General features: G+C 64.0%; 24 protein-coding genes and 1 pseudogene. 17 read left to right on the forward strand and 8 right to left on the reverse strand.

The genetic code is table 11. The features are described from left to right. Positions 1-19: 19 nt before the first annotated feature. The 4 genes from AC0C6X_RS07135 to AC0C6X_RS07150 all read right to left on the reverse strand — a co-directional run bounded on the left by AC0C6X_RS07135 (position 20) and on the right by AC0C6X_RS07150 (position 4,781). Positions 20-1,789, reverse strand: a complete 1,770-nt coding sequence (locus tag AC0C6X_RS07135) for a hypothetical protein (RefSeq protein WP_173518758.1) — start codon at positions 1,787-1,789, stop codon at positions 20-22. A 219-nt stretch (positions 1,790-2,008) separates the two neighbouring features. Continuing rightward, positions 2,009-2,284 (reverse strand): hypothetical protein, encoded by a 276-nt coding sequence (locus tag AC0C6X_RS07140; RefSeq protein WP_247959534.1) that lies wholly within the window; start codon positions 2,282-2,284, stop codon positions 2,009-2,011. Positions 2,285-2,737: 453 nt separating this feature from the next. Beyond that, complete coding sequence (locus tag AC0C6X_RS07145) at positions 2,738-3,784, reverse strand: HAD family hydrolase (RefSeq protein ID WP_472952313.1); 1,047 nt, start codon at positions 3,782-3,784, stop codon at positions 2,738-2,740. A 43-nt stretch (positions 3,785-3,827) separates the two neighbouring features. Next, positions 3,828-4,781 carry a formylglycine-generating enzyme family protein gene (locus tag AC0C6X_RS07150; protein WP_376741713.1) on the reverse strand — a complete coding sequence of 318 codons (954 nt, stop codon included), beginning with the start codon at positions 4,779-4,781 and terminating at the stop codon, positions 3,828-3,830. Positions 4,782-5,056: 275 nt separating this feature from the next. Between AC0C6X_RS07150 and AC0C6X_RS07155 the strand changes: the two genes are divergently transcribed. The 8 genes from AC0C6X_RS07155 to AC0C6X_RS07190 all read left to right on the forward strand — a co-directional run bounded on the left by AC0C6X_RS07155 (position 5,057) and on the right by AC0C6X_RS07190 (position 13,623). Next, complete coding sequence (locus tag AC0C6X_RS07155) at positions 5,057-6,028, forward strand: AAA family ATPase (protein ID WP_173518761.1); 972 nt, start codon at positions 5,057-5,059, stop codon at positions 6,026-6,028. 16 nt (positions 6,029-6,044) lie between these two features. Further along, positions 6,045-7,040, forward strand: coding sequence for a DUF58 domain-containing protein (locus AC0C6X_RS07160; protein WP_247959531.1), 996 nt, complete (start codon positions 6,045-6,047; stop codon positions 7,038-7,040). Between the two features lie 71 nt (positions 7,041-7,111). Continuing rightward, positions 7,112-7,570: a DUF4381 domain-containing protein gene (locus tag AC0C6X_RS07165; RefSeq protein ID WP_246304496.1), complete on the forward strand. Its 459-nt coding sequence runs from the start codon at positions 7,112-7,114 to the stop codon at positions 7,568-7,570. Continuing rightward, the gene (locus AC0C6X_RS07170) at positions 7,557-8,561 is read left to right on the forward strand and encodes a vWA domain-containing protein (RefSeq protein ID WP_472952315.1); all 1,005 of its coding nucleotides are present in this window, start codon (positions 7,557-7,559) and stop codon (positions 8,559-8,561) included. Before AC0C6X_RS07165 ends, AC0C6X_RS07170 begins: the two co-directional genes overlap by 14 nt. Then, positions 8,558-10,129, forward strand: a complete 1,572-nt coding sequence (locus AC0C6X_RS07175; protein ID WP_472952317.1) for a vWA domain-containing protein — start codon at positions 8,558-8,560, stop codon at positions 10,127-10,129. Before AC0C6X_RS07170 ends, AC0C6X_RS07175 begins: the two co-directional genes overlap by 4 nt. After that, complete coding sequence (locus tag AC0C6X_RS07180) at positions 10,126-11,490, forward strand: BatD family protein (RefSeq protein WP_173518766.1); 1,365 nt, start codon at positions 10,126-10,128, stop codon at positions 11,488-11,490. Before AC0C6X_RS07175 ends, AC0C6X_RS07180 begins: the two co-directional genes overlap by 4 nt. Before the next feature lie 346 nt (positions 11,491-11,836). After that, positions 11,837-12,373 (forward strand): L-2-amino-thiazoline-4-carboxylic acid hydrolase, encoded by a 537-nt coding sequence (locus tag AC0C6X_RS07185; RefSeq protein ID WP_173518767.1) that lies wholly within the window; start codon positions 11,837-11,839, stop codon positions 12,371-12,373. Beyond that, positions 12,370-13,623: a Zn-dependent hydrolase gene (locus AC0C6X_RS07190; protein WP_173518768.1), complete on the forward strand. Its 1,254-nt coding sequence runs from the start codon at positions 12,370-12,372 to the stop codon at positions 13,621-13,623. Before AC0C6X_RS07185 ends, AC0C6X_RS07190 begins: the two co-directional genes overlap by 4 nt. A gap of 151 nt (positions 13,624-13,774) precedes the next feature. Here the strand turns inward: AC0C6X_RS07190 and AC0C6X_RS07195 are convergent, their stop codons facing one another. The 4 genes from AC0C6X_RS07195 to AC0C6X_RS07210 all read right to left on the reverse strand — a co-directional run bounded on the left by AC0C6X_RS07195 (position 13,775) and on the right by AC0C6X_RS07210 (position 16,397). Further along, positions 13,775-14,416 (reverse strand): hydrolase, encoded by a 642-nt coding sequence (locus tag AC0C6X_RS07195; protein ID WP_173518769.1) that lies wholly within the window; start codon positions 14,414-14,416, stop codon positions 13,775-13,777. Then, positions 14,413-14,760, reverse strand: a complete 348-nt coding sequence (locus AC0C6X_RS07200) for a pirin-like C-terminal cupin domain-containing protein (protein WP_173518770.1) — start codon at positions 14,758-14,760, stop codon at positions 14,413-14,415. Before AC0C6X_RS07200 ends, AC0C6X_RS07195 begins: the two co-directional genes overlap by 4 nt. Next, positions 14,702-14,962, reverse strand: coding sequence for a pirin family protein (locus tag AC0C6X_RS07205; protein ID WP_173518216.1), 261 nt, complete (start codon positions 14,960-14,962; stop codon positions 14,702-14,704). Before AC0C6X_RS07205 ends, AC0C6X_RS07200 begins: the two co-directional genes overlap by 59 nt. A gap of 205 nt (positions 14,963-15,167) precedes the next feature. Further along, positions 15,168-16,397 carry an ROK family transcriptional regulator gene (locus AC0C6X_RS07210; RefSeq protein WP_247959528.1) on the reverse strand — a complete coding sequence of 410 codons (1,230 nt, stop codon included), beginning with the start codon at positions 16,395-16,397 and terminating at the stop codon, positions 15,168-15,170. A gap of 234 nt (positions 16,398-16,631) precedes the next feature. Here AC0C6X_RS07210 and AC0C6X_RS07215 point away from each other — a divergent pair, with 234 nt between their 5' ends. The 9 genes and pseudogenes from AC0C6X_RS07215 to AC0C6X_RS07255 form a co-directional block, all read left to right on the forward strand. After that, positions 16,632-17,870, forward strand: a complete 1,239-nt coding sequence (locus AC0C6X_RS07215; protein WP_472952319.1) for an extracellular solute-binding protein — start codon at positions 16,632-16,634, stop codon at positions 17,868-17,870. Between the two features lie 189 nt (positions 17,871-18,059). Beyond that, positions 18,060-18,941, forward strand: coding sequence for a carbohydrate ABC transporter permease (locus tag AC0C6X_RS07220; RefSeq protein WP_173518773.1), 882 nt, complete (start codon positions 18,060-18,062; stop codon positions 18,939-18,941). Beyond that, entirely contained in the window at positions 18,941-19,786 is an 846-nt protein-coding gene (locus tag AC0C6X_RS07225; RefSeq protein ID WP_173518774.1) for a carbohydrate ABC transporter permease, read from the forward strand. The genes AC0C6X_RS07220 and AC0C6X_RS07225 overlap by 1 nt, the downstream gene beginning before the upstream one ends. Further along, positions 19,783-20,808 (forward strand): SIS domain-containing protein, encoded by a 1,026-nt coding sequence (locus AC0C6X_RS07230; protein ID WP_247959526.1) that lies wholly within the window; start codon positions 19,783-19,785, stop codon positions 20,806-20,808. Before AC0C6X_RS07225 ends, AC0C6X_RS07230 begins: the two co-directional genes overlap by 4 nt. 3 nt (positions 20,809-20,811) lie before the next feature. After that, the gene (locus tag AC0C6X_RS07235; protein ID WP_472952321.1) at positions 20,812-21,747 is read left to right on the forward strand and encodes a PfkB family carbohydrate kinase; all 936 of its coding nucleotides are present in this window, start codon (positions 20,812-20,814) and stop codon (positions 21,745-21,747) included. After that, positions 21,744-22,829, forward strand: coding sequence for an ABC transporter ATP-binding protein (locus AC0C6X_RS07240; RefSeq protein WP_247959524.1), 1,086 nt, complete (start codon positions 21,744-21,746; stop codon positions 22,827-22,829). Before AC0C6X_RS07235 ends, AC0C6X_RS07240 begins: the two co-directional genes overlap by 4 nt. A 104-nt stretch (positions 22,830-22,933) precedes the next feature. Then, positions 22,934-23,992: a D-TA family PLP-dependent enzyme gene (locus tag AC0C6X_RS07245; RefSeq protein ID WP_472952322.1), complete on the forward strand. Its 1,059-nt coding sequence runs from the start codon at positions 22,934-22,936 to the stop codon at positions 23,990-23,992. Positions 23,993-24,315: 323 nt separating this feature from the next. Then, a complete protein-coding gene (locus AC0C6X_RS07250; RefSeq protein WP_376741675.1) occupies positions 24,316-25,353 on the forward strand; it encodes a sulfate ABC transporter substrate-binding protein in 1,038 nt (345 codons plus the stop codon). Between the two features lie 118 nt (positions 25,354-25,471). Next, positions 25,472-25,827, forward strand: a pseudogene (locus tag AC0C6X_RS07255) (molybdate ABC transporter permease subunit); the annotation flags it as partial.

Genomic DNA, 25,827 nt, shown 5'->3' on the forward strand with positions numbered 1-25,827 from the left:
AGCCACGCCTCGCAAGTGATCAGTGCAGGCCGGCGAGACGGACGCCGGCCTTGCCAAGACCATCGTCGAGAAGCGCGATCAACTCGGGCGCATAACCGCGCGCGGTGAGTTCGCTTTCAATCGACCGCGTCGAGCCAACCTTGTGCCAGCGTAAGCCGTCAAGGGCGCTGGTGGCCTCTCTCGTTCGGCCGAGTTGACCTGCCGCTGCGATCCGCAGGAGGTTGACGGCGGTGTCGGCGGGATTGGCGAGTTGGCGCGCACGTCTCAGCGCTTCGCGGTATTTGCCGTTCCGATAGTCTTCGAGCGCCAGTGTGAGCGCCGCGTCGCGATGCAGATACTCGCAGCCCACCTCCGCCACCCGCGCGAGGCTCACGCCCTCCGAATATTGCCCACTGACAAAGAGCAGCAGGCCGAGCCGGGCGGCTATGACGTCATCGAGCGGATTGAGCGCAGCGGCACGGCGACCGGACAAGAACGCGGCCTCCGTGTCGCCGGTGACGAAGCGCGCCTGCATCTGCGCGATGTAGCTCTGGCTCGATTGCGGTGCAAGAGCCACGGCCTTGTCCGCGAGCTTCACCGCCCGTGCCGCCACCGTCGGCGAGGCGCTCGCCTCGCCGGTCGCCACCAGCACCATGGCGAGGCTCGCGAGCACGTCGGGATCCGCCGCCTGGTAGGTCATCGATTGCTCCAGGCAGGCATGTGCCGAAGCCAAGCCTTCCGGGTCGAGCCGGGCCACCGCGACGTCGGCAAGCAGCACGCAACCGTAGCCGATCGACGGCGTCACGAGCTGCCGCGCCGCCTCCAGGCTGACGATGACGCCTTCCTCGCCGGCGAGCGAGCGGGCGAGCCGAGCCAACAGTTTTTCCTGAACTGCTTGTGCATCACCGTTGTCTATATCGGCTTTCGCGGTACCCGCTCTCAGCGCCTCATTGCTTTGCGCATCGACAACCTGCCACGAGACCTGATGCTCCTTGACGTCGGCACTGTACGCGACCGAGAGCCGGTATTCCTTGCTCCCCTGCAGCTTCACCTGCGGTGCTGACGCGACCCAGCCGGTAACCGATGCGACATCGACGCCCGGCGCCGGCGCCCGCGCCAAAGTGCGGACAGTGGAGAACTGGGACAAGGCGTGGATCAGGTAGTCGCCTGCCTTCCTCTGCTCTTCGCCACCGGTTCCGCTGCCCGCTGGAGCGTCGATGACGATCGTGGGCTTGGCGGAAAGCACCGGTTGCCATGGAAGGCGTTCAGCGACGGAGAGATAGAAGGTTCCAGCCATGGCTGCGAGTCCTGCGGCAGCGGCCGCAATCACGCCGAGCGGACGACGCGACCGTCGAACAGGGGCCGAAGCGACGTCGGCCGGTTCTTGCTGCTCGTTCCCCGATTCAGTGGGATCCGCTGCGATTTCCGAAGGGCCCTGCGCCAAGCCGCTCATCACGAAATGCGGGACGTAGTTTCCCTTTGGGAGCTCAATGCGAAGCCTCTCCTTTTCGCCGACGGTCTCATAATATTGTGTCAGCGCCGCGCGCAGCCGCGAGGCTTCGACACGCACGATCGGATCGGTTGCCGGATCGAAGGAGGCCGGTCGGCCGAAAACGTCGATCGCGATAGTATAGGCTTTGACCTGCCCCGAGCGGCCAGCGAAGAACTCGTCGACCAGGTAGCGCAGGAGCTTCCGGTGGCGTTCAGTCGCGTGAAATTGGCTATCCGCAAGAATACGATCAAGTGCAGCACGTGCGTCACATTCATCAACGGCACAATGAGCTGCTAGACCCGTATTTCTGGCTTCCATAATACGCTCCCAACTGCCCACAACCCCAAAGAGAGTGCAAACGCGAGACGAACTCTAGACGAGAGCCGCGATGACGAAAAGAAGAATATTGCGCCATCACAAAGCATTTTTGCGAAGGAAACGAGCTATGTCAGAGCGGGATAAGAACCGCCAAAATATCCCACGAAGTTTATACTGGATTTACATGAAATCTATGAATCCAAGGAGGCTATTTGCTAATCACACCGGACTAGGTTCGCGGCCTGAATCGATGATACAGATAGAAATTACCTCTTCTTCAATCTCGCGACAGATCAATTCATACTCCGAGATCATGGAATGATCCAGCGGATCGAGCCTGCGTTGCCGGTCGAGCATGGAACTTGCTTCTTCGTAGGCCTCGCAGAGGTTGGAAAGAGACACGTTCTTGGCGATCAGGAGCTGCAGTTGGCCGCGCAGCGCCGGGAGCTTCAGCATTAGCTTCAAAAGTCCGCGCTGTAGGGCCGCGTTGGGCATTGTTTGTTACCCGCCTGATCGACAGTCGATGACCTTGTCGCCAGCCCGACATGCTGGCGCGCCATTTCTCAGGACCATTTTCCCGGCACCGAGACGACACATCGGTCTGCCGACGCCCTCAACCAAGGCTGGCGACGGGAGCAGCCCTCTCCCTCGAAGGTCAGCGTGACGACAGCCGCTCCGTTTCGGAAGTACGTAACAGTAACATTGCCCCGATAGTCTTGACGCCGACGCGGTGAGCGTCCGAATTCGTCCCTCGATACGGCGAGCCTTACCCCTCGCGGGCCCCGGCATCGCCAAGGCTATCCCTGTCGACGACAGATCGGTTTGGACGCCTTTCTCGAACCATAGGTCACCGTTGCCGGAGCGCGGCCGAGAGGGCTGGAACCCACCGGCTGTCGTAGGCGGGTCGATTGACCCCGGGGCGCCACCGCCCAGGGGGCTGACTGCTCCCTACTTCTCGAAAGCATAGATCTGGCGCCAGTCCTCTTTCATGTCGACCAGCAGCCAGTTTCTCTGTTCGGCTTCCGTCAGCGCCTTGTCCAGCTTGCCGACGGGCGATTGCCGATCATAGGCCCATTCGCGCTCTCCATCCGTATGGTGCACGATCAGGCCGAAGCGTGGGCCTGCGCCGGCCGTCGCCCAGCGCAGCATTTCGTAGTCGCCGTCGGAATTGCCGGCAGCAAAGATCGGCCGTCGGCCGATGAACGTGTTGATGCCGACGGGCTTGCCCGGGCCATCGTCGATGAAGTCGATCTTGGGTTCGCGCGTCAGCACCGGCGTATCGCCATCGAGTGCATATTTCGTCACGATGCTGCTGCCGATGACCTGTTCGGGCGGGATGCCATACATCTGTTCGGTCATCGGCCGCATGAACTCGATGCCGCCGCCGGAGACGATATAGGTCTTGAAGCCATTGGCCCTTAGATAATCGAGCAGCTCACGCATCGGCAGATAGGTGATCTCGTTATAGGGACGGTTGAAACGCGGGTGCCTGGCCGTCGCGAACCAATCCTTGACCGTCTTGGTAAACGCATCCGTCGTCATGCCGGCATGGGTCTCCATCAAGAGTTCGACGAGGCCTTTCTCGCCGGCGGCGGCGACACCCGCCATGTCGCCCTTCAGCAGCGATGCGAACGGCTCCTTGTCCTTCCATTCCGGATGCTCCGGCGCCATGACCTTGACGCGGTCTGCGGCGAACAGGCCCTGGAAATAGCTCGGCTGCTCGGTCCAGAGCGTGCCGTCATTGTCGAAGACGGCGATACGTTCCTCCGGCGCCACGAAGTCGGCGCCGTTCTCGCTGGTCACCCGCGTGACGAAATCGACGATGGCCGTCTTCGCCTCACCATCGTTCCAGGACGGAAGATTGTCGGCGGGCGCATCGGCCGCGACGACGGCAGCCGGCGCGGCCAAGGCGGTCGAAAGCAGAAACAGGAGAGCGGCGAACCGCGAGCGGCACCGGCTTGGCCTGGCATTGGATCGCATCGCAATTGCCGTCATACCGCATCCTCCTTGCAGGAACGATTTGAATCCTCTGGAAAGGTTAGGGCCGCCGAATGCAGCGAAAACCGATATGGGTGGTCGCCGCGTTTTCCTCATGCGCATGGCGCGCCGCCGGCCGGTAGCGGCGGCAATAATTGGGTGCGCAGAGATGCGAGCCACCTTTCACCACCCGGCGGGCGATGTGGATCGTCGGTTGTCTCGGATCGAAACTCGCTTCCCTGTCGCCGCCGCGCGGATTGGAAGGGATACAGCAGCTCTTTTGCGCCGGCGCCGGGTGGTGGGTCGACCAGAAATCGCTCGACCATTCCCAGACATTGCCAATCATGTCGTAGAGGCCGTAGCCGTTCGGCGGGAAGCTTGCGACCGGCGAGGTCCGCTCGAAGCCATCGGGCCTGAGATTTTCCGTCGGGAACATGCCGTGCCAGGTGTTCGCCATGAAGCGACCCTCCGGTACCAGGTCGTCGCCCCAGGCAAATTCAGCGCCCTCGAGCCCGCCCTTTGCGGCGAACTCCCATTCCGCCTCCGTCGGCAAATCCTTGCCCGCCCATTCCGCATAGGCCTTGGCATCGAGATAAGAGACCTGGACGACCGGATGATCGAGCTTGCCGCGGATATTGCTCTGCCGCCCATAGGGCCGCCGCCAATCGGCGCCGAACTTGAAGTTCCACCATTGCGACGGACTGCTGCCGGAAATCCTCTTCGGCGGATCGAAGATCACCGACCCGGCACGCATCATCTCCGGCAGGGCGCCCGGATAATCCTTGGGATCCGGCGCCTTTTCCGCCTCGGTCACGTAGCCCGTCGCCTCGACGAAGGCGGCAAACTGGCGGTTGGTCACCGGCGCCACGTCGATCCAGAATCCGTCGACCTTAACCGGATGCGCCGGCGCCTCCTCCGGATAGTGCTTGTCCGAGCCCATGACGAAGGTGCCGCCTTCGATCCAGATCGGCTCACGCGCACTGATCGCCGCCGGCGTTTCGTTGAGAAGCAGTATTTTCTGCGACACGGGCATGCGGTTCCATATCCCCGGAGCGGCGGTTTCGATCACCAAGTCGCTACAAGCTAACGCCATTTCCCTTCGACCCAAAGTACGTAACCGTTACGACGGCAAGCAAAACCTCGCGCGCCACGGTCGAAATCGGGCAAATGCGCTTCCTGCCTAGTCTTTGTTACTGTTACATCCTTTCCAATTGGCCTGATTTAACAATAAGCTCTGCCGAAATTTCATGATGACTGATGCTGCCGGAAAGGCAGAGGGAGCAGGAATTCATGGGTGCACGCGACGACATCGAGCAACTCGGCAAACGCATCGGCGAAGCGATCGTCGGCCAGCAAGGCATGATCGAGCGGTTGCTGCTGGGCTTGCTCAGCAACGGCCACTTGCTCGTCGAGGGCCTGCCGGGGCTCGCCAAGACGCGCGCCATCAAGAGCATGGCGAAGAACCTCGACGCGGAGCTTTCGCGCATCCAGTTCACGCCCGACCTTCTGCCCGCCGACATCACTGGGTCGGAGATCTACTTTTCCGATGGCGGCAAAGGCGAGTTTCGCTTTCAGGAAGGCCCGATCTTCGCCAATCTCATCCTCGCCGACGAGGTGAACCGTGCGCCGGCGAAGGTGCAATCGGCGCTGCTCGAAGCGATGGAGGAGCGCCAGGTCACCATCGGTGGCAAGCGTCACGCCCTGCCGGACCTGTTCCTGGTGATGGCGACCCAGAACCCGATCGAGCAGGAAGGTACCTATCCCCTGCCCGAAGCACAGCTCGACCGCTTCCTCATGCATGTCCAGGTGGATTACCCGAACGCTGCGTCGGAAGCCGAAATCATGCGGCTCGTGCGGTCCGAGGAAATCCACACGAAACCCAACAATCACGCGACGGAAAAACTCGCCCAGGATGCGGTGTTTACCGCGCGCCAGGAGATATCGGCGATCACCGTTTCCGAAGCGATCGAGAACTACATCGTCGCGCTCGTCATGGCGACCCGCTACCCCGACAAGGTCGACAAGGATCTCGCCAAATGGGTCCAGGTCGGCGTCAGCCCGCGCGGCGTCATCGGCCTCGACAAGGTTTCGCGGGCGCACGCCTGGCTGAACGGCCGCGACTTCGTGACGCCCGACGACGTGCAGGCAACCGTACATGACGTCTTTCGCCACCGGCTGGTGCTCTCCTACGAGGCGCATGCCGGCGGCACCACCGCCAACCAGGTGATCGACCGTATCGTCGAACTCGTCGCGGTCGCCTGAGGATGGAGGTCTGCCGATGGCCATATCCCTGCCGGCTCTCGCCCGTTCCCGCGGCATCGTAAAGCCCCGCCAGGTCGATACGACCGGCGTCTATACGTCGGTCGACACGCTCGTCGGCCTTGAAGCGATGGCCCGCGACCTGACTTTCCTGCGCAAGGCGCCGGTGCGGCGCCTGCTTGCCGGACGTCATGAATCGCGCATGCGCGGCCGCGGGCTCTCCTTCGAAGAACTGCGCAACTATCTCCCCGGCGATGACATCCGTGCCATCGACTGGCGGGTGACGGCCCGCACCGGCAAGCCGGTCGTCCGTGTCTATGACGAGGAGAAGGACCGGCCGGCGCTGATCCTCGTCGACCAACGCATCAACATGTTCTTCGGCAGCCGCCGCGCGATGAAGTCGGTCGCGGCTGCCGAAGTCGCCGCGCTCTCGGCCTGGCGCGTGCTGGCGCTCGGCGATCGTGTCGGCGGCGTCGTCTTCGGCGACGAAGAGGTTACCGAGGTGCGCCCCTATCGCAGCCGGGAAGCGGTGATCCGCCTGGCCGACAGCATCGTGCGCTACAACATGGCGCTGAAGGCGGGTTCGCAGGCGCCGCATGGCGAGGAACAGCTCGACGTGGTTCTCTCCACGGTCGCCAACATTGCGCGGCACGATCACCTGATCATCGTCATCAGTGATTTCGACGGCTACAGCCTCGAGACCCGCGACATGCTCCTGAAGCTCTCGGCCCACAATGATGTGATCTCCGTTCTCATCTACGATCCGTTCCTGCTCGAGCTGCCCCGCAAGGGCGATATCGTCTTCAGCGGCGGGCTGCTTCAGGCCGAAGTGCAATTCGGCCACGGCAATGTTCGCGAGGCCATCGACGGCTTCGCCAGAAAGCGCGGGCGGGCGCTGCGCGCCTGGCAGGAGGAACTCGGCTTGCCGATGTTGCCGATTTCGGCGGCCGAGGAAGTGGCGCCGCAACTGCGCACCATGCTCGGCCAACTCGCCAACCGGCAGCGGAGGCGATAGCGATGGCGACGGCCGCCCCTGCGAAAGATCCGTTGCTCGAGGCAAGCCTTCGAGGTCTCGCGGACATCGCCATGCCTCAGCCCGTCTCGATGATGCCGCAGACCGTGGCCTGGGCGGTGCTCGGTTGCGTCGTGCTCCTGCTGATCGCCTTCGCCTGCTGGCGCTGGTACCGGCGCTGGGAGACCAATCGCTACCGCCGCGAAGCGCTCGCTGACCTCAAGGAAATCGAAGGACGGCTGACCGCCCCCACCACCCGCGGCGAAGCGCTTGTCGCCCTGCCCGTCCTCCTGAAGCGCACCGCCTTGGTACTCTGGCCGCGCGAAACGATAGCCGGGCTCCACGGCACGGGCTGGACGGGTTTCCTCGATGCCCATTCCGGCGGCCCCGTGTTTCCGATCGCCTCGGCGCGCTTTTTCGAAGAGGCCGAATATCGCGGCAGCGCGGCGCTTTGCGCGGTTCCGGAGCCGGAAGCGCGGACCTATGCCGCTGCGGCACGTCACTGGATCGAGGCGCACCATGTACGTGCTTGACCATGCCTGGGTTCTGATCCTCCTGCCGCTGCCCTTCCTCGTCTGGTGGATGCTTCCGCCGTACCGCGAGCAGTCGGCCGCCGTCAGAATACCTTTCTTCAAGGACATTACCGCCGCTGCAAATCTCGGTCCGACCGAAGGTTCGGTCGTTCCGAGAACCAATCTCGGCCAGAAGGTGATTGCGCCGATCTGCTGGACCCTGATCGTGCTGGCGCTCGCGCGGCCGCAATATGTCGAGCCGCCGATCGAGAAGACCGAGCCCCAGCGCGACCTGATGCTGGCGATCGATCTTTCGCAGTCAATGGACACGCGGGACTTTCGCGCTCCCTCCGGCGAACTGCAGACCCGGGCAGAGGCGGTTCACAAGGTGGTCGCCGGCTTCATCGACCGCCGGCCGAACGATCGCCTCGGCCTGATCGCCTTCGGCGATGCGCCCTATCCGCTGGTGCCGTTCACGCTCGACCACGAGACCGTCAAGCTGATCCTGTCCGACAGCCTGCCCGGCATGGCCGGCCCGCGCACCGCCGTCGGCGACGCGATCGGCCTCGCGATCAAGATGTTCGACGCCAGTACCGCGCCGGACAAGGTGATGATCCTCCTGACCGACGGCAACGACACCGCCAGCAAGATGCCGCCCGACAAGGCCGCCAGCATCGCCGCCGACAGGCAAGTGGTGATCCACACCGTCGGCATCGGTGACCCCAATGCGGAAGGCGAACAGAAGCTCGATACGGCAACCCTCCAGGGCATCGCCGAGACGACGAAGGGCCGCTATTTCTTCGGCCAGGACCAGGCAAGCCTGCAGAACATCTACGAACTGCTCGACCAGCTGACGCCGGCCAATCAGAAGACGCTATCCTGGCGGCCGCGCATCGAACTGTTCCACTACCCGCTTGGCGCAGCCCTTCTGATCGTCCTCGCTTACCACACCATCATGTGGCTCCTCTCTTCGCTTACCGAGCGCCGCCGACGGCAGGAGGCAGCGCCATGATCTCGGATTTCCACTTCCTGAGGCCGTTCTGGCTGCTGGCGCTGGTCGCCGCCCCTCTGCTCGTCTACCTCGTCAGCCGGCGCGGTGATGTCCGCTCGCAATGGCAGGGCATGATCGCGCCGCATCTGCTCGACCACCTTCTGGTCGAAAAAGGCGGCAAGCGGCGCTTCCAGCCCGTGCACGTCACGGCGGCGTTGATCGTCGTTGCGGCCATCGCCGTCGCCGGTCCGACCTGGCAGCGCGAGCGCCCGCCCTTCGTCGAGGACACCGCGCCGCTGGCGATCGCCATCGACCTCAACCCGACCATGAACGCGACCGACATCTCCCCGACGCGGCTCGAACGCGCCAAGCTCAAGGTCCTGGATATTCTCAGCCTCAGAAAGGGTTCGCGCACCGCGCTCTTCGCCTATGCCGGCTCCGCCCATATGGTGCTGCCGCTGAGCGATGATACAGCGCTGGTCAAAACCTATCTCGCCGCCCTCTCACCTCAGATCATGCCGGTCGACGGCAAGGATACGGCAAAGGCCCTGCAGGAAGTCGAGAAGGCTCTGGCCTATGAAACGGTGCCCGGCACGATCCTGTTCATGACCGACGGGGTCGAGCGCGCCGATTTCCAGGCGTTCAGCCGATATCAGGGGCGCAATGCCCTGATGGTGCTCGGTATCGGTACGGCCGAAGGTGGCCCGGTGAAGACCGCCGACGGCGGGTTCCTGACCGACGCGACCGGCAGTCATGTTCGCTCCAAGCTCGATGTCGACGCCCTCAAGGCGCTGCAGTCCGCGTCCAAGGCCGAGGTCGCGACCGTGACGCCTGACGATGCCGACGTGCGCTGGATCGTCCGGCGCATCCAGACCAACTTCGCCGCAAAGACCGCGGAGGGGCTGACGCGCTGGCACGATGCCGGCTGGTGGCTGACGATCCCGATCGCCGTCTTCGGCCTGTTCTGGTTCCGGCGCGGCTGGACCGTGCGCTGGGCAGTCTACCTGTTCGCCGTCGCCCTGTTCATGGGCAACGAACGGGCGCAGGCCGCCGATAACCGATTCCTCGATCTCTGGCTGACGCCGGACCAGCAGGGCCGTCGCGCCTTCGAGCAAGGCGACTTCCCGGGCGCGACCGAAAAGTTCGCCAATCCCGACTGGCGCGGGGCGGCGCTCTATCGTGCCGGGCGTTTCCAGGATGCGATCGACGCCTTCGCCGAGACCGATACGGCCGAAAGCTACTACAACCAGGGCAACGCTCTCATGCACCTCGGCAAGGCGGAAGAGGCGATCGCTGCCTATAAGCAGGCATTGAAACGCCGCCCCGACTGGCCCGACGCGAAACAGAACCTGGCGGCTGCCGAAAACTTCAAGGTCGCCAAGGACAAGCAGGAACAGGACGAGCAACAGGAACAGGCGGGCATCGACCCCGATCAGGTGCAGTTTGACGACAAGGGCAAGAAGGGCACGGACGCGACGATCCAGGGTGAGCCGCAGACGGCCGACATGTGGATGCGCAACATCCAGGTCTCGCCCGCTGCGCTGCTCGCACGCAAATTTGCGATCGAGGCGAAGGAGGCGACACCGTGAGCGCCTCGTCCAATTTGCCTCGGCTGCTCGTCTGGCTCGTTGGCCTGTCGTTCTGGCTTGTGGGCAACGCACTTGCCGCGAACCCCTTCGCGCGCGCCACGCTCGCAACCGAGGGGACGATCTATGCCGGGCAGCAGATAGAGATCGACGTCGACGTCTTCGTGCCGAACTATTTCCTGGCGCCGCCGCAGTTCCCCTTGTTCGACCTTCCGGGTGCGGTGGTCACCATGCCCGACGACCGCGGCATGAACCTCAACGAGACTGTTGATGGTGAGGCCTTCTCCGGCATCCGCAAGACCTTTGTGATCACGCCTCAGGCAGCGGGCAACTATGCCCTGCCGACGATCGTGATCCCCTTCGGCTATGCCGCCCTGCCCGGCCAGACGACACAAGGCAGGGTGGCGGTACCACGGCTCAAATTTACCGTTGCTGCGGTTCCCGGAGGGGCGGCCGGTACGCCCGGTGTCACCGCCGGGAAAATAACGATCACGCAGACATTCGACCGGGACGCCGCCGGCCTGCATGCAGGCGACGCACTGGTGCGCACAGTCACCACCCGCGCGACCGGCCTGGCGCCGATGATGATCCCCGAGCCGACCTTCGAAGCGCCCGAGGGCGTCAAGATTTATCGGCACGATCCGGTGCTCTCGGAGGAGCGCACGCCGCGCGGCGATATTGCCGCCGGACTGCGCAAGGACGCCGCAACCTATGTCTTTGCCGCGCCGGGAACCTTCTCGCTGGCGGCGATTACACTGGAATGGTTCAGCCCCGCGACCGGGAAGACCGAAACGGCCGAGGTCGACGGGGCGAAGGTGGTGGTCGGTGCAGCGCCGGCAACGGAAATTGCCCTTGCGCCGCCCCCGCCGCCACCCGTCGAGGCACCAATCGACTGGCTGTGGTGGGCCGCTGCCGCGGCCGCCGTCCTCGCTTTTGCCTTACTGGTCCAGCTTGCCGCCAATCTGGCCGGCCGGCTGGAAACCTGGATCGGCGCGGCGCTCTTGCGCAAAGCGCACTCAGAGGAGACGGCCTTCCGACACGTTCTCGATGCCTGCCGCGACCATGACAGGACACGGCTGGAATCGGCGCTCGATAAGTGGTCGCGCAAGACCGGCAACGTGCCGCTTGCGAAATGGGTGGATCGGTTTGCCGATCCGAAGACGCAAAGCGCCTTCGCTCGCCATCGGCAGAGCCGCTACGGCATCGCGCAATCAGGACACGAGCGCTCCGATTTCACCCGTCTGCGAAGCGGACTGAAGTCGGCCCGGCGACGTTGGCTGGAAGAGTTCTCCGACGACGAAGCGGCTGATGAATTGCCCGAGCTCAACCCGCTGTTCGACAGCACCTTGCGCAAGAGCCGCTGAAGCCCCATGCGGCGCCCCCGTTACACGCGTCCGCGCGCCTTCGTAACCGTTGCGTACTTACCCGCTGGCGCCTTCCCGCGGAGATTACGTCGGTAAATTCGAACCTTGCCTGCAGTCCAAGAGCCGATCGCATAAATCTGTGTTTCGCCGGTCACGAACGGACATCACGCGACTCCTACTCGTTCGGCGCCGGTGGCGGCGAGATTGATTCCGGCATAAGCGCAAATCCGCGCAAAATATTTGCACCATATCAGTCGCTTCCGGCACAGAATTGCAACACAAAGGCATCACCGCCGTAGTATCCTCCCCCCGTTGTTCTGCCCTGTGGCAGACAGGGAGGCATTCCATGGAAAAGACGGACAAAGAAAACACCGAAACCACGTCGCGGGCGGCGATGGACGGCGAAATCGGTATTCTCGCACGCCGCCGGATCGAGGCCGGCATCATCGCGCCGATCTACGAGGCGATGCGTGAGGAAATCGGCGAGGCGCGCGCGCAGGCAATCCTCGACAAGGCGATCACAAAGGCCGCGATCGAAGCCGGCCGGACCTTTGCGGCAAAGACACCCGGCGGCACCAATCTGCGCACGTTCCAGGAGTTGCAGGACCTCTGGACCCAGGATGATGCACTGACGATCGAAGTCACGAAAGCGACGGACGAAGAGTTCCACTACAATGTGAAGCGCTGTCGCTACGCCGAGACCTATCGCGAGATGGGGCTCGGCCATATCGGGCACCTGCTTTCCTGCAACCGTGACGGCGTCTTCTGCACCGGCTACGACCCACGCATCACGCTTGAACGCACCCAGACGGTGATGCAGGGCGCAACCCATTGCGACTTCCGCTACCGGTTCGACAAGGACGCTCCGGAGCAGCCGAAATGAGCGCCGAAGCCTTGCGCACTCAGCCCAAGCGCATCAACACACCGGCAACAAACGGCGACAGGCTGTGGAACGACATCGTCACGACGGCCCGTTTCGGCGGCACCGACAAGGGCGGGGTCACCCGCCTGACGCTGACCGAGGAGGATCGCCAGGTCCGCGACTGGTTCGTCGGCGAGTGCCGGGCGCTCGGCTGCTCGGTCGAAGTCGACGGCATCGGCAACATCTTCGCGACCTATCCGGGCGAGGACATGGCGCTGCCGGCGATCGCCGTCGGCAGCCATCTCGATACCCAGCCGCAAGGCGGCCGGTTCGACGGCATCCTTGGCGTGCTGGCTGGGGTCGAGATCCTGCGCACCCTCAAGGAAACCTCCACGCGGCTCCGCCGTCCGCTGACGGTGGTCAACTGGACGAACGAGGAAGGCTCGCGCTTCTCGCCGGCGATGATGGGTTCGGGCGTCTTCGCCGACGCGCTTTCGCTTGATGCAGCCCATGCCCTCAGCGACCGCGAAGGCGTCACGGTGGGCGCGGCCCTCGATGCGATCGGCTATCGCGGAAGAGGAACGCTCGAAGCGACCGCCTTAGCCGCCTATGTCGAGCTCCATATCGAGCAGGGACCGCTGCTCGAAGCGTCCGCAACCGAGATCGGTGTCGTCACTGGCATCCAGGGCCTGCGCTGGTTTGATGTCGTCATCACCGGAACCGAGGCACATGCGGGCAGCACGCCGATGGCGCAGCGCGACGATGCGCTCGTTGCCGCCGCCGAAATCGTGCTTGCCGTGCGCGACATCGCCCGAGAGAATCCCCCCGGCGTCGGAACCGTCGGCTTCGTCGAGGTCGGCCCCAATTCGCGCAACGTCGTGCCGGGTTCCGTTCGACTCCAGATCGACATGCGCCATCCCTCCGAGGCTGGCCTCGACCGGATGGAAACCGCTTTGCAGGATGCCGTTCGCAAGGCGGGCGCTAACGCCGAGCTGAAGTGCGTCTGGTCGAAGGCGCCGGTCGTCTTCGATCCGTCGATCGTGGATGCCGTGCGCCACAGCGCAGACGCACTCAGCTATTCGGCCACGGACGTCATATCCGGCGCCGGGCATGATGCGGCGCATATCGCGACGATTACGCCGACCGCAATGATCTTTGTGCCCTCCAAGGACGGTCTTTCGCACAACGAGGCGGAATATACCGCGCCCGAAGAGTGCGCCCGCGGCGCGGAGGTTCTGTTCCAGACCATCCTGGAACTCGACCGGCGCTGATCGATAAAGCGAAGCACACAACGCCGTGGGTGTCTGTAGGTGTCGTGGTCTTGCTCCGCGTTGGAACGCAGGCACGCATTCGGGTTCGCCGAACACGAACGCTTCGGCGTTTGGATTGGGGCGCGGCGGTCAGCCGCGCCCGCGGTTTTCGTTATTCGGATTTGTCGTAAGAGAACTGGATGCCGGCGGTACCGCCGGTCTCGATGAAGAGATTCATGAAGGCGGTCGCCGTTTCCTTGCGCTGCCAGTCACGCTGCAGTTCGCAGAAGAGCTGTGGCACGCTGATCATCTGGCCGCCCGCCTGTTCGATCCGGCGCAATGCGGCCTCATGGGCGGCGACGGACGTGCCGCCGACCGCGTCGACCGGGACATAGACCTCGTAGCCAGCCTTCAGCGCGTCGAGCGCCGGAAATGTCAGGCATGCTTCGGTCCAGAGCGCTGTCATGATCAACTTCTTGCGTCCGGTCTTCTCCACGGCTTGCCGGAACTCGACGTCTTCCCAGGAATTGATCGAGGTGCGGTCGTAGGTCGGGACCTCCTTCAAGACCCGGTTGACTTGCGGGATCGGCGGCTTGTTCAGCCCGGTCTTCACGTTGACCGTCGAATGGACGATCGGCAGCCCGTAGACGACAGCGGCTTTGGCTGCGCCACAGATGTTGTTGATCAGCAGTTGCCGGTCCATCGAAGCGATCGAGTTCACCTGGACCGGTTGGTAGTCAATGATGATGAAGGTCGAATTGGCAGGGGTCAGCAGATGATCCTTTGAAGGATCACGAATTGCTTCACTGGTCATGGTCGTCTTCCTTCCTTCGAGTGCCCGAGATGATCGGCGGATCGTCCCCGCCGCAGGACCGCCCGAGCGTCGGTCCGGGACACGGGCGCCTGGCAGGCTAAGCCGACGCTAGGCGCTCGCGATCTTGCCAAGCGGCCGGACTGAAAGTCCGTCATCGCCTGCCTGATTTCCTGCTCGGTGTTCATGATGAAGGGGTCGTCCATGGCGACCGGTTCGTTGATCGGCTCGCCGCTAAGGACGAGCGCCGTCACATCCGAGCTGACGTCCAGTGTAACGCCGCCGCCGTCACGACCGAAGAGAACAAATTGCCTCCCCGAAGAGATAGCCGCGATTGACGAGGACATTGCCGCGCGGGACCGCCAGGCCAGCCGAATGGCCCTCCGGGAGATCGAGAGCCAGCGAAGCTTGCCGTTTCAGGCGCAGGTCCCAGCGATCGGGCGTGAAGTTGCGGGCGGATCCATGCGCTCCGGCATAACTCCCGGCAATCACCCGCAACGCTCCGGCGCCATCCGGCAGGCAGACCGTCGAAATGTCCCGATCGAGCAAAATTGGTCCGGCAGGACCTGAAGGATGGCACGCTGGTCGATGTGCTGCCGGACTGGGGGCCAAAGGCCGGCAGCATCCACGCCGCGTTCCCGTCGCGCCGGGCCTATTGCCTTCCGTTCGCGCGCTGCTCGACCTTCTCGCCTCCGAATTTGCGGACCTGGCGCGTCTGGACGAGCCGCGAACCTGATCGCCCGCAAACCCGTGGTCATAGGGCGGCGCTGACCCGGGTCTTGAGGATTGCTGAGAAGCGCGGATCGAAAGTGCGGCTGATCGGCTCTGCCGCGGCACCGATCGCCACCGCCCAGGGATCGGTGAAACCGATCTGCAATCGCGGGAGGCTGCGGTCGCGCCGGTCGGCGATCGAAGGCAGCAACGGCATCATCGCCTCGACGAGCAGACGCGCGAGCCCCGGTGGAAGCCCGCCGCACAGGATCACCGTCTGCGGATCGAAGATCGTTTCGAGCGCCTGCACGGCGGCGCGCAGTTCGAAGACGGCCGCGTCGAGCCAGCGCCGCACCCGCTCGTCCGAGCCGGCGGCAACCGCATCGATATGGGCGTATAGCTCGGGATCGGCGGGGTCGAGGTCGAGCAGCCTGCAGAGCGAAGCGATCGAGGCGCGGTGTTCGAGCGGCGTACGCTCGTCCAGCGACGCACCCCGCGGCAGGCTGAGGATCATGCCGATCTCGCCGGCATTGCCATTGGCGCCGCGGTAGAGCTCGCCGTTGAGGATCAGCCCGGCGCCAAGGCCATAGCCGAGATAGATGCAGATGGCATGGTCCACGCCGTGCGCAGCTCCAACCATGCGTTCGGCAGTGGCAGCCGCTGCGGCATCGTTCTGCAAGCCGACATCGAGTCCCGTGCCGGCAGCAAGCGTTTCGAGCAACGGAAAATTCTGCCAGGCCGCCATCATCCAGGTATCGTCGTCATCGGCTTCGATACCGAAGGGACCGGGCATTGCCGCCCCGAGGCCGACGAGCCGGTCTTCCGATTGCGGAGCGATCGCCGTGAGATCGCGCCGGGTCTTCTCGATCAGTTCCAGGATCGTCCGGACCCCGGTCGCCGGTCCTCCGGCGGGCAGGTTGGCCTCGCCGCGGGCAAGCACGCGGCCGACGAGATCGACCGCGATGGTCCGCGTCACATGCCGGTCGATCTGCAGTCCGATCGCAAAGGCACCCTCCGGCACCAGGCGATAGGGTGTCGAGGGTTGTCCGCGGCCGTTGCGCACCGCCTCAAGCGATTCGACCAGCCCGTCACGCTCCAGGTCCTCGATGATGTTGGAGACCGTCTGCTTCGTGAGCGCCGTCGCGCGGGCAAGCTCGGCCCGGGACAGTTGACCGTTCAAGCGCAGGGCGTCGATCATCACACGCCGGTTGTGCGCACTGGTTCCCTCCTGATTGGTGCCGCTCTTCGCCCGGATTAGGCGCATATCATTCATCCACCACAAACCCCTCTTGACACTGTTAGAATATTGAACAAAAAATAAGTCAAGACAATTGACTTAATAGGAGCCGAAATGAGCTCCGGGGGAACGAAGGCAGCGGCAAAGGCCGCTGCGGGCGCTCCGATGGATATGTCGACGGCCGCTCGGAAACGGACGGACTTCTCGCATACGGCGCACCATAGAGAGGCGTCGAAGGAAGCTGAAACGCTCAAGTTACTGGAGGTAATCATGTTGAAATCGATAAGAACCGCGCTGCTTTGCGCGACCCTCGCCGGCGTTTCCTTCGCCGGCCATGCGCATGCGGAAACGACGCTGAATGCGCTGTTCATGGCCCAGGCTGCCTATAGCGAAGCGGACGTACGCGCCATGACGGAGGGCTTCACCAAGGCCAATCCGGATGTGAAGGTGAACCTCGAATTCGTGCCCTATGAGGGGCTGCACGACAAGACCGTGCTGGCGCAGGGGTCTGGCGGCGGCTACGACGTCGTGCTCTTCGATGTGATCTGGCCGGCCGAATACGCCACCAACAAGGTGCTCGTCGACGTCACCGACCGCATCACCGACGAGATGAAATCCGGCGTGCTGCCCGGCGCGTGGACGACCGTCGAATATGACGGCAAGCGCTACGGCATGCCCTGGATCCTCGACACCAAATACCTGTTCTACAACAAGGAGATCCTGGAGAAGGCCGGCATCAAGGCGCCGCCGAAGACCTGGGACGAACTTGCCGAACAGGCGAAGGTGATCAAGGACAAGGGCCTGCTCGCAACCCCGATCGCCTGGAGCTGGTCGCAGGCCGAAGCCGCGATCTGCGACTACACGACCCTCGTCAGCGCCTATGGCGGCAAGTTCATCGACGGCGGCAAGCCGGCCTTTACGTCGGGCGGCGGCCTCGACGCGCTCAACTACATGGTGACGAGCTATTCTTCGGGCCTCACCAATCCGAACTCCAAGGAATTCCTGGAGGAGGACGTGCGCAAGGTGTTCCAGAACGGCGAAGCCGCTTTCGCGCTGAACTGGACCTACATGTACAACCTTGCCAACGATCCGAATGAAAGCAAGGTTGCCGGCAAGGTCGGCGTCGTGCCGGCGCCGGGTGTTGCCGGCAAGAGCGAGGTTTCCGCCGTCAACGGTTCGATGGGCCTCGGCGTCACCTCGACCAGCAAGCACCCGGACGAGGCCTGGAAATACATCGTCCACATGACCTCGCAACAGACGCAGAATGCCTATGCCAAGCTCAGCCTGCCGATCTGGGCCTCTTCCTACGAGGATGCGAGCGTCACCAAGGGTCAGGAAGAACTGATCGGTGCCGCCAAGCGCGGCCTGGCGGCCATGTATCCGCGCCCGACGACACCAAAGTACCAGGAACTTTCGACTGCCCTTCAGCAGGCGATCCAGGAAGCGCTGCTCGGCCAGGCTTCACCTGAGGACGCCTTGAAGACGGCGGCCGAAAACAGCGGCCTTTGAGCCGTCCTCCCAAGCCCCGGGCGGATAACCGCCCGGGGACCGCGGGAAGCGACGCTTCGGCGGTTTAACGCTTGCGTCCAAGGACCTTAACACTTTGATTTGGCGCATCATTCGCTTGGGTCGGTTACGATCCGAGGCAATGTGCGATAGCATGACGGGGCTCCCTGGGCCCGAGAAGGTTTCCACCCCATGTCCGGCACCTGGATAACGACGCGCGCATGGCTGCTCATGCTGCCACTGCTGGTGGTCATGATTGCGGTCATCGGCTGGCCGTTGGTCGATACGGTCAGGCTGTCCTTCACCGACGCCAAACTCGTCGGCACTGAAGGCACATTCGTCGGCTTCGACAACTATGCCAAGATGCTCGGCGGCTCGAACTTCCAGCGCGCCTTCGTGACGACGGCCTGGTTCGCCGTCGTCTCGGTCACCGCCGAGATGGTGCTCGGCGTGCTGGCGGCCCTTCTGCTCAATCAACAGTTTCGTGGTCGCACCGCACTGCGGGCGCTGATGATCCTGCCCTGGGCGCTGCCGACGGTGGTCAACGCCACACTCTGGCGGCTGATCTATAATCCCGAGTATGGCGCGCTCAACGCCGCCTTGACGCAGATCGGCCTGATCGACAGCTACCGCTCCTGGCTCGGCGAGCCCGGCTCCGCGCTGACGGCGCTGATCATCGCCGACTGTTGGAAGAACTTTCCGCTGGTGGCCCTGATCGCACTCGCGGCCCTCCAGGCCGTGCCGCGCGATATCACCGCCGCCTCGCTCGTCGATGGCGCCGGCCCCTTCAATCGCTTCCGCTATGTCATCCTGCCCTATCTGGCGGGGCCTCTGCTCGTCGCCCTCGTGCTGCGCACGATCGAGGCCTTCAAAGTGTTCGACATCATCTGGGTGATGACGCGCGGCGGCCCCGCCAACAGCACGCGCACGCTGTCGATCCTCGTCTATCAGGAGGCCTTCTCCTTCCAGCGCGCCGGATCGGGCGCCTCGCTGGCACTGATCGTCACGCTGCTCGTGACCGTGCTGGCCGTCGCCTATGCGGCACTGGTGCGCAAGGCCGCAGGAGCATCGTAATGGAACGCCAGAGCCACCTGTTCACCACCTTCGTCTACGCCTCGGCGCTCTTGCTGGCAGCGGTCATCCTCGCCCCCATTCTCTGGCTCTTCGTCATGAGCATCTCTTCGGCTGCCGATCTCTCCGCAAGGCCGCTCAACTGGTGGCCGGACGAAATTGACCTGTCGCGCTACCGCCTGCTGTTGTCGACGCTGGAAAACAGCGCCGGCGCCGCCTTTACCGCTTCGCTGTTCAACAGCATCAAGGTCGCCGGCATGGCGACGCTGGCGGCGATCGCTGTCGCCATACCGTCCGCCTGGGCGGTATCTCGCACGCCCAGTGTTTCCTGGTCGCTCTATGGCGTGATCGCCACCTATATGCTGCCGCCGGTGGCGCTGGCCGTACCGCTCTACATGGGTCTTGCCTATCTCGGCCTTTTGAACTCCGTGTTCGGCCTGGCGCTTGTCTACCTCACCATTTTGGCCCCCTTCACCACCTGGCTGTTGAAATCCGGCTTCGATTCCATTCCCAGGGAGATCGAGAGCGCGGCGATGATCGATGGCGCCCGCCTCGACCAGATCCTGCGGCTCATCACCCTGCCGCTCGCGGCACCGGTCATGGCGACTTCCGCGCTCTTCGCCTTCCTGCTCGCCTGGGACGAATTCTTCTATGCGCTGCTCTTCACCTCCGATCTGCGCGCCAAGACGCTCACGGTCGCCATTGCCGATCTCGCCGGCGGCCGTGTCTCCGACTACGGACTGATCGCAACCGCCGGGGTGCTCGCCGCCCTGCCCCCGGTGCTGATCGGCCTCCTCATGCAGCGAGCCCTGATTTCCGGGCTGACCAGCGGCGGCGTCAAAGGATGACGGCTATGACCACCACGCAACGCCCGGCCGGGCTCGTCGCAATCGATCGTGAAATGGCGCGTCAGGCCTCGGATGCGATCGCCTCCTTCCACCAGGCAACCACCCTTGCAACGAAGATTGCCGCCTCGCTAGAGGCGACGGGCAAGCTGCTGCTGCTCGGCATGGGCGGTTCGCATGCCGTCGGCCGCGCCGTCGAGCCGCTCTACCGCGCCCATGGCATCGACGCCGTTGCCCTGCCGCTCTCGGAACAGCTCGGCCAGCCGCTTCCAATCGAGAACAAGACAATCCTGGTGACCTCGCAGTCGGGCGAAAGCGCCGAAGTGCTGCGCTGGTTCAGCGAAACCAATGGCGCAACGCCGGACACCTTCGGCCTCACCTTGGAAGGTGGCTCCTTCCTCGCGAAGAACGCACCATCGCTCATCGGCGTTGGAGGCACGGAAAGAGCCTTTGCCGCCACCCGCAGCCTGTCGATCAGCTTCGCCCTGCATCTTGCCGTTCTCGCTGCCCTTGGCGACGACCCGGCCGCAGCGCTTCAGGCACTGGAACATCCGCAATCGCCCGATGCGGCGGCAGCGCTTGCTGCGTTGAGCGGCGTCCGATCCGTCGTCACGTCGGGCCGCCGGTTGCAGGGCCTCGCGGAAGCGATCGGCCTCGGTCTGACCGAGCTTTCGCGACTGCCCTGCTTCTCGCTCGAAGGCGGCCAGCTCCGCCACGGACCGATGGAAATGCTCGGCCCGTCGGTTGGCGTCGTGCTCTTCCGGGCGAACGATCCGACCGCCGGTCTCGTCGAAGCCATGGCTGTTTCCGCCGCCGGGGCCGGCTCGCCGGTCATCGTCTTCGACGCCTCCGGCCAAGCGCCGATCGAAGGCGTCACCACCGTTTCCTTTGCACCGGCCGCCGGCATGGCGGCGATTTTCGCCATGCTGCCGGTCGCCCAGTCCTTCATGATCGCCTTTGCGGCGGCCCGCGTCGAGAATGCCGGCACTCCCGTGCGCTCGACCAAGATCACCCGGAGCGAATAGCCGATGCGTCCTCTTGCCGTGGTCGGCAACGCCAATGTCGACCTCATCCTCGGGCCGGCGGCCCCCTGGCCGAAGGCTGGCACCGAAATCATCGTCGATCACGACGAACTGCGCGTCGGCGGCTGCGCCGGCAACAGTGCGCTCGCCTGGAATTCGCTCGGCGTCGACTATGTGATCGCCGCCAATGTCGGCAACGACCAGTTCGGAACCTGGCTGAAGGAGGCTTTTCCCGAGCGATCCAAGTCCTGGCCGGTCGAAAATGTCGGGACCACGCTCTCCGTCGGCATCACCCATCCCGATGGCGAGCGCACCTTCTTCACGACGCGCGGACATCTTCCGCTTTTGAGTTTTAAGAAGGTTCGAGCGATGCTTGACGGCGAGAAGCTGCGCGGCGGCTACGCGCTGCTTTCGGGTGCCTTCCTCACCGATGCGCTAACCGCGGACTATGACCGTTTCTTCGACTGGACAGACGCGCACGACATAGCCGTTGCCCTCGACACCGGCTGGCCGCTCGACGGCTGGACGCAGACAAACTGCACGGCAACCGTCGGCTGGCTGAAGCGTTGCCGGCTGGCGCTGTTCAACGAGGTCGAGACGACGACGCTGACGGGCGTTGCCGACCCGACCGCCGCAACACACGAACTCCGGAAATACATGCCCGAAGGCGCGATCGTCGTCGTCAAACGCGGCCCCCATGGCGCGATCGCCATCGATGCGGAAGGCCGTCTTTCGTCGGCCGCCGCACCCGCAGTCTCCGTGGTCGATACGATCGGCGCCGGCGACGTCTTCAATGCCGGGTTCCTGGCGGCACTTGCCGCCGAGATGCCTTTGGAAGCCTGTCTTCGCACCGGCGTCGCCATCGCCTCCGAGGCGATTTCCACCCTGCCGCGCAGCTACGGCAAACCGCTTTCGTCCTACCTTCAGGAGACCGGCGCATGAGCGCTCTCGCCATTCAGAACATTCACAAGCGCTATGGCGAGATCGAGACGCTGAAGGGCATCGACATCGACTTGGAGAGCGGCGAGTTCCTGGTGCTGCTCGGTTCGTCCGGCTGCGGCAAGTCGACCCTGCTCAACATCATCGCCGGACTTGCTGAGCCGAGCGGCGGCGACATCCGGATCGGCGATCGCTCCATCCTCGGCGCCCACCCCAAGGACCGCGACATCGCCATGGTGTTCCAGTCCTACGCGCTCTACCCGAACATGAGCGTCGCGCGGAACATCGGCTTCGGGCTGGAGATGCGCAAGGTTCCGGCCGCCGAGCGCGAGAAGGCGGTGGCGGAAACGGCGAAGCTCCTGCAGATCGAGAACCTGCTCGACCGCAAGCCGAGCCAGCTTTCCGGCGGTCAGCGCCAGCGCGTCGCCATCGGCCGCGCGCTTGTCCGCAAGCCGCAGGTCTTCCTCTTCGACGAACCGCTCTCCAACCTCGACGCAAAGCTGCGCATGGAGATGCGCACCGAGCTCAAGCGCCTGCACCAGATGCTGAAGACCACGGTCGTCTACGTCACCCACGACCAGATCGAGGCGATGACGCTCGCGACCCGGATCGCGGTGATGCGCGACGGGCGGATCGAGCAACTCGGAACGCCGGAAGAGATCTACGACCGGCCGGCGACGCTCTATGTCGCCGGCTTCGTCGGCTCGCCGCCGATGAACATCCTTGATGCGACCGTTGCGCGAGGTGAGTTGCAGATCGCCGGCGACGGGCAGGCAATCACCCTGCCGGCCCGCTTCCGGGGCGTTGTCTCGGATGGCCAGCGCGTCAAGGTCGGCCTTCGGCCGGAAGCGCTGCGGCTTGCCGCCGCCGGCGAGACCGCGCCGCAGTTCAAGGCCCGTGTCGAGGTGGTCGAACTGACCGGCCCCGAGCTCGTGACGACGGCGCGGATCGGCGAGCAGCGCATCACCGCGTGCCTGCCGCCGCGCAGCTCGGTTCTTTCGGGCGAAGAGCGCGCCTTCGCCGTCGAGGCGGATGCCCTTCATCTCTTCGATCCCGACAGCGGCCGGTCGCTGGCGAAGGCCTGAGGTTGGCTACGGGCGACGGCCCGGATTGCTTTGACAACGCCTTTTCCTTCTTGTGAGAATCGTTCATCACAGATTGTCCCGCGCGAGAAGAGGAAGTGACCGTGATGCCCTTGCCGATCGAAACGCCGGCCGTTCTCGTCGATCTCGAGGTTGCCAAGCGCAACATCGAGCGCTTCCAGGCCTACGCCGACGAGCATGGCATTCGCGTGCGTCCGCATATCAAGACGCACAAGCTGCCGCAGATGGCCGAACTGCAGCTCGAGGCCGGCGCAGTCGGCATCACCTGCCAGAAGGTCACCGAGGCGGAAGCGATGGTCGAGGGCAGCGACCGGATCAAGGACGTGCTGATCACCTACAACATTCTCGGCGAGGCCAAGATGGCTCGGCTGGAACGGCTCAATGGCCGCGTCGCGCTTGCCGTCGTCGCCGACAATGAGACTGTCATCGACGGGCTTGCGGGCTTTTTCGCGGGCAAGGACAAGCCGCTTCGCGTGCTTGTCGAATGCAACACCGGTGCCGATCGCTGTGGCGTTGGCACGCCGGCAGAAGCCGCGAGGCTGGCCCGCCGGATCGCGGATGCGCCGGGGCTGGTCTTCGGCGGCCTGATGACCTATCCGCCGGTCGACGGCGAGGCGAAGGTCCAGGCCTTCATGAGTGAGGCGAAGCGACTGATCGAAGCCGACGACATCGCCGTGCCCGCCATCACCTCGGGCGGCACCCCGAGCATGATGCACGCCGCCGGCGCCCCTGTTGCCTGTGAATATCGACCGGGCACATACATCTACAACGATCGCTCGCTGGTTTCGCGCGGCGTTGCCGGCTGGGACGATTGCGCCCTGACGGTGCTTGCGACCGTCGTCTCGGTGCCTTCCGAAAGCCGGGCGATCATTGATGCCGGCAGCAAGGTGCTGACCTCGGACCTGCTCGGGCTTGCCGGTTACGGTCACGTGCTCGGCCGTGATGACATCCGCATCGACCAACTCTCGGAAGAACATGGCCGCCTCGTCACCGATGGCCCGATCAACCTTAAGGTCGGCGACCAGCTCCGCATCGTACCCAACCACGCCTGCGTCGTGACCAACATGGTCGACGCCGTCCATATCGTCGAGGGCGGCACGCTGAAGGACACCTGGCCAATCGTCGCCCGCGGCCGCGTGCTGTAGAGACGTAGCGACCTGCCTTCTGCAGAAGCCTGTGCTCTCCGGGAGTACCCGCATTCGCCCTGAAATGCAGAGCTGACGGGTCCTTGAGGGACCTTTCGGCCAAGCAGCAGCAGCAGGGAGAATCGACGCGCGTCCACTGGACATAGGCGTCGCTCCCTCCATTTAATGGTCCCGGCGGACCGGTGCGGCCCGATGGGACGGTTGCAGGCAAACCGTTCCTGAAAAAGCCGCGAGAACGATAGGACATTTCCCGATAGCCGCCTCCAGCATCATCGGTTTGCGTTGTAGCAGTCGATTAAATTGATAGTTTTATCTGGTAACCAATGGAGGTCGAGATGGTCTTTGGACGAATTACCGGAATAGTGGGACTGGCAATTGTGCTCGGAGGCCTGCAGCTGGGAGCTGCGAGTGTTGCGTTTGCCGACACAACGATCCTGAACGTGTCCTATGACCCGACACGTGAACTCTATAAGGACTTCAACGCTGCCTTTGCCGAGAAGTGGAAGGCCGATACCGGCGAAACGGTGACGATCCAGACGTCGCATGGCGGCTCGGGCAAGCAGGCGCGCTCGGTCATCGATGGCCTGCAGGCCGATGTCGTCACGCTGGCGCTCGAAGCCGATATCGACGCGATCGCCAAGGGAACCGGCAAGATCCCGGCCGACTGGAAGTCGAAATTCGAAAACAACAGCGCGCCTTACACGTCGACGATCGTCTTCCTGGTGCGCAAGGGCAATCCCAAGGGCGTCAAGGACTGGAACGATCTGGTGAAACCGGACATCCAGGTGATCACGCCGAATCCGAAGACTTCGGGCGGGGCACGTTGGAACTTCTTGGCCGCTTGGGCCTACGGCAGAGCCGCCAATGGCGGTGACGACGCCAAGGCGCAGGAATATGTGACGGAACTCTTCAAGCACGTTCCGGTGCTCGACACCGGTGCGCGCGGAGCGACGACGACCTTCGTGCAGCGCGGCCTCGGCGACGTCCTGCTCGCCTGGGAAAACGAAGCCTATCTGTCGCTCGAGGAGCTCGGGCCCGACAAGTTCGAGATCGTTACGCCGTCGATCTCGATCAAGGCCGAACCGCCGGTGGCGCTCGTCGACGGCAATGTCGACGCCAAGGGCACGCGCAAGGTGGCGGAAGCCTATCTCGGCTACCTCTACAGCGATGCCGGCCAGAAGATCGCCGCCAAGCACTACTACCGGCCGTTCAAGCCGGCGGCGGCCGACCCGGCTGATATCGCTCGCTTCGGCGAATTGAAGCTCGTCACCATCGAAGATTTCGGCGGCTGGAAGGAAGCCCAGCCGAAATTCTTTGGCGATGGCGGCGTCTTCGATCAGCTCTACAAGCCGGGCCAATAAGAACAACCTCGGACGCGCAGCCGGTCAAACGGGCTGCGCGTCTTGCTTCGCGCCGCGCCGGGCCATTGGCAGGAAATGCGGTTCATTACGTCTCGTGAGCTTTGCAAAGGTAGTGCCATTGACGGATACGACGAAGACTGCGCCCTGGCGGTTTCGCGAGCCGAGTGTCTTGCCCGGGTTTGGGCTGTCGCTCGGGATCACGCTGAGCTGGCTGGTGCTGATCGTGTTGATTCCGCTGTCGGGGCTGGTGGTCCGGGCCAGCGGGCTCGGCTGGTCCGAGTTCGTGGCGCTGACGCTCGATCCGCGCACGCTCAACGCGCTGAAGATCTCCTTCGGCACGGCGTTCGTCGCCGCGGTGATCAACCTGATCTTCGGCGTCATCCTCGCCTGGGTGCTGGTGCGCTATCGTTTCCCCGGCAAGCGGGTGGTCGACGCCATGGTCGACCTGCCGTTCGCGCTGCCGACCGCGGTCGC

The organism is Ensifer sp. VA4 (genome assembly GCF_055710065.1).

Excerpts from the sequence above, each read along its gene's own strand:
- AC0C6X_RS07240 (WP_247959524.1), top strand. The coding sequence starts at position 21,744 with ATGAGCGCTCTCGCCATTCAGAACATTCACAAGCGCTATGGCGAGATC.
- AC0C6X_RS07230 (WP_247959526.1), top strand. The coding sequence starts at position 19,783 with ATGACGGCTATGACCACCACGCAACGCCCGGCCGGGCTCGTCGCAATC.
- AC0C6X_RS07235 (WP_472952321.1), top strand. The coding sequence starts at position 20,812 with ATGCGTCCTCTTGCCGTGGTCGGCAACGCCAATGTCGACCTCATCCTC.
- AC0C6X_RS07170 (WP_472952315.1), top strand. The coding sequence starts at position 7,557 with ATGTACGTGCTTGACCATGCCTGGGTTCTGATCCTCCTGCCGCTGCCC.
- AC0C6X_RS07215 (WP_472952319.1), top strand. The coding sequence starts at position 16,632 with ATGTTGAAATCGATAAGAACCGCGCTGCTTTGCGCGACCCTCGCCGGC.
- AC0C6X_RS07175 (WP_472952317.1), top strand. The coding sequence starts at position 8,558 with ATGATCTCGGATTTCCACTTCCTGAGGCCGTTCTGGCTGCTGGCGCTG.
- AC0C6X_RS07245 (WP_472952322.1), top strand. The coding sequence starts at position 22,934 with ATGCCCTTGCCGATCGAAACGCCGGCCGTTCTCGTCGATCTCGAGGTT.
- AC0C6X_RS07220 (WP_173518773.1), top strand. The coding sequence starts at position 18,060 with ATGTCCGGCACCTGGATAACGACGCGCGCATGGCTGCTCATGCTGCCA.
- AC0C6X_RS07140 (WP_247959534.1), bottom strand. The coding sequence starts at position 2,284 with ATGCCCAACGCGGCCCTACAGCGCGGACTTTTGAAGCTAATGCTGAAG.
- AC0C6X_RS07145 (WP_472952313.1), bottom strand. The coding sequence starts at position 3,784 with ATGACGGCAATTGCGATGCGATCCAATGCCAGGCCAAGCCGGTGCCGC.
- AC0C6X_RS07155 (WP_173518761.1), top strand. The coding sequence starts at position 5,057 with ATGGGTGCACGCGACGACATCGAGCAACTCGGCAAACGCATCGGCGAA.
- AC0C6X_RS07200 (WP_173518770.1), bottom strand. The coding sequence starts at position 14,760 with ATGTCCTCGTCAATCGCGGCTATCTCTTCGGGGAGGCAATTTGTTCTC.
- AC0C6X_RS07135 (WP_173518758.1), bottom strand. The coding sequence starts at position 1,789 with ATGGAAGCCAGAAATACGGGTCTAGCAGCTCATTGTGCCGTTGATGAA.
- AC0C6X_RS07185 (WP_173518767.1), top strand. The coding sequence starts at position 11,837 with ATGGAAAAGACGGACAAAGAAAACACCGAAACCACGTCGCGGGCGGCG.
- AC0C6X_RS07210 (WP_247959528.1), bottom strand. The coding sequence starts at position 16,397 with ATGAATGATATGCGCCTAATCCGGGCGAAGAGCGGCACCAATCAGGAG.
- AC0C6X_RS07250 (WP_376741675.1), top strand. The coding sequence starts at position 24,316 with ATGGAGGTCGAGATGGTCTTTGGACGAATTACCGGAATAGTGGGACTG.
- AC0C6X_RS07225 (WP_173518774.1), top strand. The coding sequence starts at position 18,941 with ATGGAACGCCAGAGCCACCTGTTCACCACCTTCGTCTACGCCTCGGCG.
- AC0C6X_RS07160 (WP_247959531.1), top strand. The coding sequence starts at position 6,045 with ATGGCCATATCCCTGCCGGCTCTCGCCCGTTCCCGCGGCATCGTAAAG.
- AC0C6X_RS07190 (WP_173518768.1), top strand. The coding sequence starts at position 12,370 with ATGAGCGCCGAAGCCTTGCGCACTCAGCCCAAGCGCATCAACACACCG.
- AC0C6X_RS07195 (WP_173518769.1), bottom strand. The coding sequence starts at position 14,416 with ATGACCAGTGAAGCAATTCGTGATCCTTCAAAGGATCATCTGCTGACC.
- AC0C6X_RS07165 (WP_246304496.1), top strand. The coding sequence starts at position 7,112 with ATGCCTCAGCCCGTCTCGATGATGCCGCAGACCGTGGCCTGGGCGGTG.